The sequence below is a fragment of the Paracoccus sp. JM45 genome, assembly GCF_003590715.1.
Lineage (GTDB): Bacteria > Pseudomonadota > Alphaproteobacteria > Rhodobacterales > Rhodobacteraceae > Paracoccus.
Genome location: NZ_QQVY01000019.1, coordinates 1 through 12,473, shown reverse-complemented (window position 1 = coordinate 12,473; position 12,473 = coordinate 1). Strand labels below are relative to the sequence as shown.

General features: G+C 57.8%; 9 protein-coding genes. All 9 read left to right on the top strand.

What is annotated here, in order from left to right:
• The first annotated feature begins 292 nt into the window (after positions 1–292).
• The 9 genes from DWB67_RS18075 (at position 293) to DWB67_RS15370 (ending at position 12,406) form a co-directional block, all read left to right on the top strand.
• The gene (locus DWB67_RS18075; RefSeq protein WP_182911606.1) at positions 293–430 is read left to right on the top strand and encodes a hypothetical protein; all 138 of its coding nucleotides are present in this window, start codon (positions 293–295) and stop codon (positions 428–430) included.
• A gap of 352 nt (positions 431–782) precedes the next feature.
• On the top strand, positions 783–1,367 hold the full coding sequence (locus DWB67_RS15405) for an ANTAR domain-containing response regulator (RefSeq protein ID WP_119808474.1): 585 nt from the start codon (positions 783–785) through the stop codon (positions 1,365–1,367).
• Positions 1,364–2,542 (top strand): CmpA/NrtA family ABC transporter substrate-binding protein, encoded by a 1,179-nt coding sequence (locus tag DWB67_RS15400; protein WP_119808473.1) that lies wholly within the window; start codon positions 1,364–1,366, stop codon positions 2,540–2,542. Before DWB67_RS15405 ends, DWB67_RS15400 begins: the two co-directional genes overlap by 4 nt.
• Positions 2,543–2,799: 257 nt before the next feature.
• Positions 2,800–4,167, top strand: a complete 1,368-nt coding sequence (locus DWB67_RS15395) for a CmpA/NrtA family ABC transporter substrate-binding protein (RefSeq protein ID WP_119808472.1) — start codon at positions 2,800–2,802, stop codon at positions 4,165–4,167.
• Positions 4,168–4,227: 60 nt separating this feature from the next.
• Complete coding sequence (locus DWB67_RS15390) at positions 4,228–5,310, top strand: ABC transporter permease (RefSeq protein WP_119808471.1); 1,083 nt, start codon at positions 4,228–4,230, stop codon at positions 5,308–5,310.
• 5 nt (positions 5,311–5,315) lie between these two features.
• A complete protein-coding gene (locus tag DWB67_RS15385) occupies positions 5,316–7,001 on the top strand; it encodes an ABC transporter ATP-binding protein (protein ID WP_182911605.1) in 1,686 nt (561 codons plus the stop codon).
• A gap of 4 nt (positions 7,002–7,005) precedes the next feature.
• Positions 7,006–9,438 (top strand): nitrite reductase large subunit NirB, encoded by a 2,433-nt coding sequence (nirB, locus tag DWB67_RS15380; RefSeq protein WP_119808469.1) that lies wholly within the window; start codon positions 7,006–7,008, stop codon positions 9,436–9,438.
• Positions 9,435–9,764, top strand: coding sequence for a nitrite reductase small subunit NirD (gene nirD, locus DWB67_RS15375; protein ID WP_119808468.1), 330 nt, complete (start codon positions 9,435–9,437; stop codon positions 9,762–9,764). Before nirB ends, nirD begins: the two co-directional genes overlap by 4 nt.
• Complete coding sequence (locus tag DWB67_RS15370; RefSeq protein ID WP_119808487.1) at positions 9,764–12,406, top strand: nitrate reductase; 2,643 nt, start codon at positions 9,764–9,766, stop codon at positions 12,404–12,406. The genes nirD and DWB67_RS15370 overlap by 1 nt, the downstream gene beginning before the upstream one ends.
• Positions 12,407–12,473 lie beyond the last annotated feature (67 nt).

The following is a 12,473-nucleotide window of genomic DNA, read 5'->3' as shown; positions in this document are numbered from 1 at the left end:
TATTCGAAACACTCGCAACTTTTAATTCTGTTTCTTCATTATCTGCACATTCGCTCCATCCCTGCTCCTCAGATAGCGGTCAGAACTGTGGTTACTCACGGAATAACCTTATCACTGGAAAATCGATATGCTTTATCAATCTTATACTCCGAAGACAGACACACGCGGTATCGGCAGCGACAGGGCGGACGCTGTCAGTATGAAGCAACGCAACAGTTTCTTGCGCAAAACAATCACTACTATTGCACTATCGGCTGCCTTGCTTGCGCCTGCGATCACTCAGGCGCAACCGATGCCGAACCCTGCGCCTCAACCGGTTCAGGTGGTTACTGCACCCGCACAACCCCACGGTCCGCAGTTGGACCTTCTGGTTCCTGCAATTCTGGCGGTGGTTGTCATCGGATCAATCTTGCACGATCACGATCTGTAAACGGATCACAACAGGTCGTTGCCTGCAAAGGCCTATGATTGCCCGTTTTCTTTAGCTGACCAAGGTAAAGAAAACGGGCAATCGAAATCTTAATCAGCGAATTCGACAAATATCCACGAAATTGACGGGTTAGTCATCACACACTGCTAAAATAACGCAAAAGGATCATGGTCGATCGCGCCTAAGCCGGAATAAGTCCACGTGGCCGCTGGGGCGAAGGCGGTTACATCCGATCCACGCTTTCCCGTATATGCCAAAACCACAGGCAGTTAACCGGCAGTTTTTCGACCCTTGTCGAAAATTCGGTACGACCGCTATTGCCGTTCGCACTCCCCCGTCGCATGTCATGGACATGAGCGCCAGATTGACCGTTATTGTCGTGGAAGAGGATCGGGATCGCGCATTGGCGATCATCGACGCGCTGAAGGCGACGGATGATTGCGACGTGGTGGTGATCGGCAACTCCAGCGGATTGGCGCGCAAAATCGCGGCCCATGCGCCCGATATAGTGCTGATTGACATCGACAATCCCACACGTGACATGATGGAGGAATTGACCCTTGCCTCGGGCCCGCTGGACCGTCCTGTTGCCATGTTTGTTTCCGGTGCAGCCGGCGGTTTGGCACAGGCGGCCATTGAATCCGGCGTTTCGGCCTATGTTGTGGACGGGCTGTCTCCGGCACGGATCAAGCCCATCATGGATACGGCCATTGCGCGGTTCAGAATGGTACGCCAGATGCGCAGCGAACTGGCCGAAACCCGACGCGCCCTTGAGGAACGCAAGGTCATTGACCGCGCTAAAGGTCTGTTGATGAAGGCAAAGGGCATCAACGAAGATGCGGCATATACCCTGTTGCGTAAAACCGCCATGGATCAGGGACGCCGTGTTGCCGATGTCGCGGAAGCACTGGTGACAGCATCAGGGTTACTGGGATGAAGCCGGTGCAACTCTCGATCGCATATATGCCGCTGGTCGATGCCGCACCCCTGATCATCGCACAAGAGATGGGCTTTGCCGAAAACGAAGGAATTTCGCTTGATCTGATCGCGGCTCCGTCGTGGTCATCAGTTCGGGATATGCTGGCCTTCGGTCGGGTCGATGCGGCACATCTTCTGTCGCCGGTGCCGGTTGCCATGGCAATGGGTCTGGGCGGCATCTCGACCGCGATTTCGGCCGTGTCGGTTCTGTCGATGAACGGCAATGTCATCGGTGTCGGGCGCGAACTGGAAGACAAGCTGCGCGCTACGGGTTACAGCTTTGATTTCGCCGAACCGGTCAAAGCCGCCGAGGCATTGGCCAAGGTCGCGACCCGTCCGCTGGTGTTCGGTGTGCCCTTCCCCTTTTCAATGCATGTCGAATTGCTGCGTTACTGGGCAGCAGGAACTGCCCTTGGTGCGGATGGTATCGAAATCCGGACTGTGCCGCCGCCCTTGATGGCCAGTGCCTTGGCGGCCGGTGATGTCGATGCATTTTGCGTGGGTGAGCCTTGGGGATCGGTCGCCGTCGAACAGGGCGCGGGCGCATTATTACTGCCCGGAAATGCGATCTGGAATCTGGCCCCCGAAAAGGTGCTGGCCGTCCGGACCGATTGGGCCGAAACAGAACCCGATCTTCTGGGACGCCTGATGCGGGCGGTCTGGCAGGCCGGGCGATGGCTGTCCAATCCCGACAGTCGTGCAACGGCAGGTGAGATACTGTCGCGCAAAGCTTATCTGGATGTCTCTGCGGAACTGATCGATCGGGCGCTGTCAGGCAATATGACCATCTCGGGGCGCGGCGAACAACGCCATGTCGAGCGGTTTCTTGAATTCCACAAAGGCGCGGCGACCTTTCCTTGGCGAAGCCAGTCCAAATGGATCATGCATCAGCTTGGCAAAATACATCCACGGACAACCGCCGGAAACCCTGAAGAGGCTGCGCTGGTATTCCGGTCGGATCTGCATCGACGCCACCTGTCAAAAGCAGGCTTCGATTTACCCGGCGCATCCGAAAAGGTTGAAGGTGCGATTCGTCACCCCACACCCGTCGCATCCGCCTATGGACGGCTTAGCTTGTTGCCGGATGCGTTCTTCGATGGTCTAATTTTTGATCCATCCAAGCCCGAAAGTTGATAATTTAGGCGGTTTCAGCCCAATTTCACATTATTCCAACGTAAATCGCATCATCCGCTTTGTGTAATTGCTGAAAATACGCAACCTAAGGATATCGACCTGCAACGGGGTGGGCCGATAGGAATTCGTTCCCAACGAGTGGGAATAACTGAGCAAGGTCGCTCGCTAATCGCCGGATATCCGGTGGTCAGTGATCGGCCTTTTTTGCGTTTTCCCCGGCGTTCCATTCCTGTCCGGGCCTACCAAGAGGACAAGCAATGAGAAAGCTTCTGTTCAGCCTTGCCACCGTCACCACGCTGGTCAGCCCCGCCTATGCCGATATGCTTGAATTGGAAAAAGACGAACTGAAGTTCGGCTTTATCAAGCTGACCGATATGGCACCTTTGGCCGTCGCCTATGAAAACGGATATTTTCTGGACGAAGGCCTGTTTGTCACGCTGGAAGCGCAGGCGAACTGGAAGGTTCTGCTGGACGGAGTGATTGGCGGTCAGCTTGACGGCGCGCATATGCTGGCGGGACAGCCGCTTGCCGCGACCATCGGTTTCGGTACCAAAGCACATATCGTCACCCCCTTCTCAATGGACCTGAACGGCAATGGCATTACCGTGTCGAACGAGGTCTGGGACAAGATGCTGCCCCATATTCCCAAGATGGAAGATGGCCGTCCCCAGCACCCCATTTCCGCCAACGCACTGGCCCCCGTGGTCGAGGAGTTCAAGGCAGAGGGCAAGCCCTTCAACATGGGCATGGTCTTTCCTGTTTCGACACATAACTACGAACTGCGCTATTGGCTGGCCGCCGGTGGTTTGCATCCGGGCTATTACAGCCCTGAAAATGTCAGCGGCCAGATCGGGGCCGATGTCTATCTTTCGGTAACGCCACCCCCGCAGATGCCCGCAACGATGGAAGCGGGCACCATCAACGGTTATTGCGTGGGTGAACCGTGGAACCAGCAGGCCGTTTTCAAAGGTATCGGCGTTCCGGTCATCACCGACTCTCAGGTCTGGAAAAACAATCCGGAAAAAGTGTTCGGAATTACGGCGGAATTTGCCGAGCAATATCCTAATACGACTCTGGCGGTGACCAAGGCGCTGATCCGTGCCGCCATCTGGCTGGATGAGAACGACAACGCTAACCGGCCAGAAGCGGTCGAAATCCTTAGCCGTTCGGAATATGTCGGCGCCGATTACGATGTCATCGCAAATTCGATGACCGGCTTTTTCGAATTTGAAAAAGGCGACAAACGCGACATTCCGGACTTTAACGTCTTTTTCCGCTATAACGCGACCTATCCCTTCTATTCCGACGCCGTCTGGTATCTGACGCAGATGCGCCGCTGGGGCCAGATCGCCGAACCCCAAACCGACAGCTGGTACGACGAGGTCGCGCAAAGCGTCTATAAGCCCGACATCTATCTGGAAGCCGCACGGATGCTGGTCGACGAAGGTCTGGCGAACGAGGCTGATTTCCCTTGGGACAGCGATGGATATAAGGCACCGACCCCTTCGGGCGATATCATCGACGGCATTCCTTATGACGGCCATCACCCCAACGCCTATCTGGAAAGCCTTCCGATCGGTTTGAAAGGCCAACAGATCGTCAAGGGCACAGAAGTTGCCGGTTGATCGCAATTTGACCGTTTCATCCAGCCATCTGTGCAAGCCCTTCCGGAAAGGATTGTTTTCATGACAACCGTCGATCCCAATTTCTCGGCAACGGCCGAACGCGAAGCGCGGCGTGCGCGACTTTTCACCCGCATCAATACAGCCGACAAATGGTTCAAGGTCCTTGGTCTGGCATGGATGACACCCATTCTGAAGGCAGCCGCGGGGGATAACCCACGTGCGCAAACCAAGGAAATCTGGCGTCTGCTGGCGGTGCCGCTATTGGCGATCATGGCATTCCTGCTGCTGTGGGGGGCACTGGCGCCCAAGGTCCAAACCTCGCTTGGGGCATTGCCCGGTCCTGGCATGGTCTGGGAAGAAGCTGTCAATCTGCATGCAGACGCACAAGCCAAAGCCGCAAAGCGTGACAAGTTCGAGGCGATGGTCGAACAGCGCAACCAGCGCCTGATCGAGGCCGACCGTGCGGATGAGGTGAAAACCGTCGCCTATACCGGTGCGCCCAGCTACTACGAGCAGATCTGGACCTCGATCCAGACGGTGTTCTTCGGCTTTCTGGTCGCGACGGTCATTGCTGTGCCCTTGGGCATCGCTGCCGGTTTGTCGCCCACGGCCAATGTGGCGCTGAACCCGCTGATCCAGATTTTCAAGCCTGTCTCACCCTTGGCGTGGCTGCCCATCGTGACGATGATCGTCTCGGCGGTGGCGACATCGAATGACGGGTTTTTGCCCAAAAGCTTCATTATCTCGGCCATCACGGTCACATTGTGTTCACTGTGGCCGACGCTGATCAACACGTCACTGGGGGTCGCGTCGATCGACCGTGATCTGGTGAATGTGTCCAAAGTTCTCAAGATGAACACCTGGACCAAGATCACCAAACTGGTGCTGCCCTCTGCCCTGCCGCTGATTTTCACCGGCCTGCGTCTTAGCCTTGGGGTCGGCTGGATGGTGTTGATCGCTGCAGAGATGCTGGCCCAGAACCCCGGTCTTGGCAAATTTGTCTGGGATGAATTCCAGAATGGCTCCTCAAGCTCGCTCGCCAAAATCATGGTGGCGGTGCTGACCATCGGGATCATCGGCTTTTTGCTGGATCGGGTGATGTTCGCGCTGCAATCGCTGTTCACCTTTACGAATAACCGGTGATCGATATGGGTATTCTGAAGTTCGAAAACGTATCGAAATCATTCGGGTCCGGCACCCGTGCCACCCAAGTGTTAAAAGACATCGACCTTGATGTAAAAGCCGGTGAATTCCTTGTCCTGCTGGGATTTTCGGGCACTGGCAAGACCACGCTGATCAACCTGATGGCGGGGCTGGACCAGCCGACCCAAGGCCGCGTCACGTTCAAGGACCAGCCGGTGACCGGACCGGGACCCGAACGCGGCGTGATCTTTCAAAGCTATTCGCTGATGCCCTGGCTGACCGTCAACGGCAATGTCCGCCTTGCAGTCGATACGGTCTTTCCGCAACTGTCCAAGTCCCAGAAGTCGCAAAAAGTCGCACATTTGGTCGATATGGTCGGGTTGTCCCATGCGGCATCCCGTCGGCCTGCCGAATTGTCGGGTGGCATGCGTCAAAGGGTCAACGTGGCCCGTGCGCTGGCCATGTCACCCGAAATGCTGTTGCTAGACGAACCGCTGAGTGCGCTTGATGCGCTGACACGTGCCAACCTTGCGGATGAAATCGAACACATCTGGGACGCCGACAAGAAGACCTGCGTTCTGATCACCAACGATGTGGATGAGGCGATCATCCTTGCCGACCGTATCATTGCCCTGAACCCTGACGGAACCTTGGGGCAGGAATTCACGGTGACGATCCCGCGCCCGCGCGACCGTTCCGCAATGAATACGGATGAACGGTTCAAGCGCCTGCGTGCGGATGTGACCCGCTATCTGATGGATGTTGGCGTCGAGGCCAAGGTCGAGGGCACCCGCCGCCTGCCCAATGTCACACCGCTGCACGACCTGCCCGCAGCAGTGAAAGATGCGCGCAAGGGCCTTGCCTCGGACCGGTTCCTTAATTTCAGCCAGCTGCACAAGGTCTATCCTACACCCAAAGGCCCGCTGACTGTCGTCGAGAATTTCGAGCTGAAGATTGATCGGGGCGAGTTTATTTCCCTGATCGGGCATTCGGGTTGCGGAAAATCGACCGTGCTTGGCATGGCCGCAGGCCTGACCGACATCAGCAAGGGCGCGATCACGCTGGATCGCCGCCATGTGCAGGGTGCTGACCCCGAACGCGCTGTCGTGTTCCAGTCGCCGAACCTGTTTCCCTGGCTGACCGCCCGTGAAAACGTCGCAATCGGTGTGGACAAGGTCTATCCCAAAGCCAGTCAGACCGAACGACAGGATGTTGTCGAATATTATCTGGAACGTGTCGGTCTTGCCGATTCCATGGAAAAGCCCGCTTGCGATCTGTCGAACGGGATGCAGCAACGGGTCGGCATTGCCCGCGCCTTTGCCCTGTCACCCAAATTGCTGTTGCTGGATGAACCTTTCGGCATGCTGGACAGCCTGACACGTTGGGAATTGCAGGAAGTCCTGATGGAGGTCTGGTCCCGCACCAAGGTCACTGCCATCTGCGTCACGCATGACGTCGACGAGGCGATCCTGCTGGCTGACCGCGTGGTGATGATGACCAACGGCCCGCAGGCCACCATCGGCAAGATTACCAAGGTCGATCTGCCGCGTCCCCGGACCAGAAAGGCGCTGCTGGAACACCCCGACTATTATGCCTACCGGCAGGAGGTTCTGGATTTCCTGGAGGAATACGAACACGGCGCCAAACCGAAATCAAAGCCAACCCCCCAGACGCCAGTGGCAGCGGAGTAAAGCTATGACACAGAAACTTGTTATCATCGGGGCCGGCATGGCGTCGGGTCGGGTGATCGAGCACCTGATCGAGACCGCGCCTGACGCCTATGACATCACCCTGTTCAACGCCGAGGCGCGCGGCAACTATAACCGCATCATGTTGTCGCCTGTGCTGTCAGGGGAAAAGACCTATGCCGATATCGTCACCCATGACGATGACTGGTACAAAAGCCACGGTGTAACCTGTCGTTTTGGCGAACACGTCGTCCGCATCGACCGCGATCGCAAGATCATCGAGGGCCAGAATGGCACCGTTCCCTATGACAAGCTGGTCATTGCAACCGGTTCCGCCCCCTTCATCATTCCGGTGCCAGGCAAGGATCTGCCAGGCGTCATCACCTATCGTGACCTTGATGACACCAATGCCATGATCAAGGCTGCCGACAAGGGTGGCAAAGCGGTGGTCATCGGCGGCGGGCTTTTGGGGCTGGAAGCGGCTGCAGGTCTTGCCGAACGCGGAATGGAAGTGACCGTCCTGCATCTGATGGGTCATTTGATGGAACGCCAACTGGATGAGGCTGCCGGCTATCTTCTGCGTCGCGACCTTGAAAAGCGTGGCATTACCATCAAGACGCAAGCATCCACCAAGGCCATCTTGGGGCAGGATCAGGTCGAGGCTGTGCTGCTGGCCGACGACGAAACCCTGCCCGCCGATCTGGTGGTCATGGCCGTCGGCATCCGGCCCGAAACCCGTCTGGCCAATGACGCGGGACTGGAAGTTGCCCGCGGCATCGAGGTGGACGCACAGATGCAAACCTCGGACCCTGATATCTTTGCGGTCGGGGAATGTCTGGAATTCAACGGACAGCTGTTCGGACTGGTGGCGCCGCTTTACGAACAGGCCAAAGTGCTGGCCCACACCCTGTTGGGCAAATCCGATGCCTTTATCGTTCGCGATACTGCCACCAAGCTGAAGGTCACCGGCTGCGATCTGTTCAGCGCAGGTGATTTTGCCGAAGGTGCCGGACGGGAGGATATCGTCTTTCGCGACCCCTCGCGCGGGGTTTACAAACGTCTGGTGATCGAAGGCGACCGGCTGATCGGGGCGGTCATGTATGGGGATACCGCTGACGGCAACTGGTTCTTCGGCCTGATCAAGGACGGAACCGATATCGACGATATGCGTGACACGCTGATCTTCGGTCCGGCGCTTCAGGGGGGTGCCTCGGTGGACCCTTTGTCAGCCGTTGCAGCATTGCCGCCTGAGGCGGAAATTTGCGGCTGCAACGGCATTTGCAAAGGCACCATCGTCAATGCCATCCAGGGGGGCGCAGCCGATCTTGGGGCCGTCCGGGCGCAGACCAAAGCCAGCGCCTCTTGCGGGACATGTACCGGTTTGGTCGAACAGCTGTTGCAGGTCACCCTTGGTGATGATTTCCAGATGCCCAATGCCCAACCCATCTGCGGCTGCTGCGATCTGACGCATGAGGATGTGCGGCGTTTGATCAAATCGCAGGAACTCAAGTCACAAGAAGCCGTCTGGCAGGAACTGGGCTGGAAAACGCGGAACGGCTGCCCTTCTTGCCGTCCGGCAGTGAATTTTTACCTGTTGGCGGATTGGCCACTGGAATACCGCGATGATCCGCAAAGCCGGTTCGTCAATGAACGCAAGCATGCCAATATCCAGAAGGACGGAACATTTTCCGTCGTGCCGCGCATGTGGGGCGGCATCACGAACCCTGCGGAATTGCGCGCCATTGCGGATGCTGCCGACAAATACAATGTCCCCACCGTCAAGGTGACAGGTGGCCAGCGCATCGACCTGCTGGGCGTCAAGGGTGAGGATCTGCCCCATATGTGGGCCGATCTGAACAAGGTCGGACTGGTATCGGGCCATGCCTATTCCAAGGGATTGCGGACTGTAAAAACCTGCGTCGGCACCGATCATTGTCGTTTTGGCACGCAGGATAGCACCGGTCTTGGCATCAAGCTGGAACAGATCATGTGGGGGTCATGGACACCGCATAAGGTCAAACTGGCCGTGTCCGGCTGTCCGCGCAACTGCGCCGAAGCGACTTGTAAGGATGTCGGCATCATCTGCGTCGACAGTGGCTATCAGGTCGGCGTGGCAGGCGCTGCGGGCATGGATCTGAAGGAAACCCAACGTCTGGCTGATGTCACCACCGAAGAGGAAGCCATCGACCTGACGCTGGCCTTCGTCCAGCTTTATCGCGAAAACGCCAAATATCTGGACCGTCCCTATAAATGGGTCGCAAAAGTTGGCCTCGATTGGGTCAAATCCCGTGTCGTTGATGACCTTGACGAACGTGCACGGCTAGTTGCCGCCTTCGAACTGTCCCAGACCATCTATCGCAAGGACCCATGGGCCGAGCACGCGGAAGAGGCGCAAAAATTCCAGCCATTGGCAGATCTGACATTGGAGGCAGCAGAATGAGCTGGATCGACATTGGCGCGCTGGATGACATCCCCTTGCGCGGCGCACGCAAAATCAAAACAGATGTGGGCTGTGTTGCGGTATTCCGCACCGACACGGATGAGGTTTTTGCCGCTATGGACCGCTGCCCCCATAAGGGCGGGCCACTGTCAGAAGGGATCGTGCATGGTCAATCCGTAACCTGCCCGTTGCACAGCTGGGTCTTCGATCTGAACACCGGACAAGCCCGTGGTGAAGATGCCGCAATCACAACCTTTCCAATCCGGACCGAGGCCGGTCGCGTGCTGATCGACAGCCTGCAACTGACAGGGCGGAGTGCTGCATGATGGACGGTGCCGGACTGCCCGAAATCCGTTCGACCTGTCCTTATTGCGGCGTGGGCTGCGGTGTTCTTCTGCGCCCCGACGGCAACGGCGGGTTGGATGTGCGCGGCGATCCCGACCATCCGGCGAATTTCGGGCGTCTCTGCTCCAAGGGGTCAGCATTGGGTGAAACGGTGGGACTGGACCATCGCTTGGTGGCCCCGCGCGTTAACGGTCAGGACGCAGAATGGGACGAAACGCTGCAACTTGTCGCGGACCGCTTTTCCAAGGCAATTGCCGAACATGGCCCCGACAGCGTCGCCTTCTATGTGTCGGGCCAGCTGCTGACCGAAGATTACTATATTGCCAACAAGCTGATGAAAGGCTTCATCGGCTCGGCCAATATCGATACCAATTCGCGTTTGTGTATGTCCTCCTCGGTGGCGGGACATAAGCGTGCTTTTGGAACCGATACGGTACCCGGCACATATGAGGATATAGACCAGGCCGATCTGGTCGTTCTTGTCGGGTCGAACCTTGCGTGGTGCCATCCGGTTTTATACCAACGGTTGCTGGCCGCAAAAAATGCGCGTGGCACAAAGATTGTGGTCATCGACCCACGCCGCACCGCCAGCTGTGACGGGGCCGACATGCATCTGGCGCTGGAGCCGGGATCGGATGTCGCACTGTTCAACCGGCTTCTGGTCGCGATCCATGAAAACGGTGCCGTGGACAATACTTTCGGCGTGCACACGACAGGCCTGCAAGCGGCCCTTGATGCGGCACGCAAGGACGATCCCGCGATTACGGGATTGGACAGCGCCCAGCTGGACGAATTCTGCCGCCTTTGGATTGGCACCGGAAAGGTCGTCACCGTTTATAGCCAAGGTGTGAACCAGTCGACCTCGGGGACCGATAAGGTCAATGCAATCCTGAATTGCCATCTGGCCACGGGCCGGATCGGCACTGCCGGTTGCGGTCCGTTTTCTGTCACTGGCCAGCCCAATGCGATGGGCGGCCGCGAGGTTGGCGGTATGGCCAACATGCTTGCCTGCCATCTGGATCTTGAGAACAGCAGCCATCGGACAATGGTGCGGGAATTCTGGGACGCGCCGATGATGCCGGACGCGGCGGGTCTGAAGGCGGTCGATATGTTCCGCGCCGTCGGCGACGGGCGGATCAAGGCGTTATGGATTATCCACACCAATCCCGCCGTCACCATGCCCGAGGCGGATGCCGTCCGCGACGCGATCGCCGCCTGCCCCTTTACTGTCGTCAGCGATATCACCGCGGTCACCGACACAGCGCGATTGGCCGACGTGCTGCTGCCTGCGACTGCATGGGGCGAAAAGGACGGCACTGTGACAAATTCCGACAGGACCATCAGCCGCCAACGCGCAGCCCTGCCCGCACCCGGTGAAGCACGCCCCGACTGGGCCATATTGGCCGAGGTCGGGCGCAGAATGGGGTTCGAACGGGCCTTCGATTATACCAATCCGGCTGAAATCCTGAGGGAATATGCCGCCCTCTCCGGTGCGGCCCGCAAGTTCGGGCGTGATTTCGATATTTCGGGCCTTTCTACGCTGGAAAACACCGAATACGAAAAGCTTGAGCCGCAACGCTGGCCGATTTCCCCCGACCGGAACGGTGGCCGGTTTTTTGCCGATGGTGCCTTTTTCCATTCCGACAGAAAGGCCCGCCTGCTGCCGGTGACATGGCAGCCACCCGCAGCGCGCACCAGCCCGCGTTTTCCGTTCCGCCTGAACACCGGACGGTTGCGTGACCAGTGGCATACCATGACACGAACGGGCCTTAGCCCGCGTCTGTCTTCGCATCTTGCCGAACCGTTCGTCGACATCCACCCCGAAGATGCCGACCGGCTAGCTGTCGCACCTGCGGATCTGGTTTCTGTTTCCAGCCCGTCAGGCACGGCAATCCTGCGGGCGCGTATTACCGATACAGTGAACAGCGGACAGGTCTTTGCGCCAATCCATTGGACTGGCGAAACGGCCCCGTCGGCACGGATAGATAGGCTTGTAGCAGCCGCGACTGATCCCGTCTCGGGCCAGCCGGAAAGCAAAGCGGGCGTCGTGTCGATCACCCGCTTCGATGCCGCATGGTACGGCTTTGCTGTATCATGCAACGCAATGGCCTTACAAAGCACATATTGGGCACAGGTCAAAACTGCACAAGGCTATCGTGCCGAACTGGCTGGTGCACAGCCGATCACCGCGTGGGAGGATGAGGTAAAACGCCTGTTCGCCTGTCCGAACGCAGATGCGGCGACCATCATTGACAAAAAACGCGGAACTGCGCGCGTCGTGCTGCATGATGATGGCTTGCTGATCGGCGCGCTTTTCATCTCGCGCACGCCGGTGGCAGTCATGCGTGACTATCTGGCGGATCTTCCCGGAACAGAAGCCACAGATGTCCTGACCGGACGTCCGAAGGCCGATGTCCCGCATCAGGGGCCAATTCTTTGTGCATGCCTTGGCATCGGGATCAATACCATCCTTGACGCGATTGAAACCCGCCAACTGATGTCCGTGGATGCCATTGGCGCGGCTATCGGTGCCGGAACAAATTGCGGTTCGTGCAGGCCGGAAATTGCCGACCTGCTGCACGAGAGGTGGTCGCAGGAATTCGGACCAGTTGCTAAGCTTTAGCGATTGACGAAGGACTGACCTGAGATGACGAAACGAAAGCGCTATTCTGCGTAGTTCAAGGCGAAGG

Bases quoted from the DNA above. Each gene is read 5' to 3' on its own strand.
- nirD (WP_119808468.1), top strand. From the start codon at position 9,435: ATGAGCTGGATCGACATTGGCGCGCTGGATGACATCCCCTTGCGCGGC.
- DWB67_RS15405 (WP_119808474.1), top strand. From the start codon at position 783: ATGAGCGCCAGATTGACCGTTATTGTCGTGGAAGAGGATCGGGATCGC.
- DWB67_RS15370 (WP_119808487.1), top strand. From the start codon at position 9,764: ATGGACGGTGCCGGACTGCCCGAAATCCGTTCGACCTGTCCTTATTGC.
- DWB67_RS15400 (WP_119808473.1), top strand. From the start codon at position 1,364: ATGAAGCCGGTGCAACTCTCGATCGCATATATGCCGCTGGTCGATGCC.
- DWB67_RS15390 (WP_119808471.1), top strand. From the start codon at position 4,228: ATGACAACCGTCGATCCCAATTTCTCGGCAACGGCCGAACGCGAAGCG.
- DWB67_RS15395 (WP_119808472.1), top strand. From the start codon at position 2,800: ATGAGAAAGCTTCTGTTCAGCCTTGCCACCGTCACCACGCTGGTCAGC.
- DWB67_RS18075 (WP_182911606.1), top strand. From the start codon at position 293: ATGCCGAACCCTGCGCCTCAACCGGTTCAGGTGGTTACTGCACCCGCA.
- DWB67_RS15385 (WP_182911605.1), top strand. From the start codon at position 5,316: ATGGGTATTCTGAAGTTCGAAAACGTATCGAAATCATTCGGGTCCGGC.
- nirB (WP_119808469.1), top strand. From the start codon at position 7,006: ATGACACAGAAACTTGTTATCATCGGGGCCGGCATGGCGTCGGGTCGG.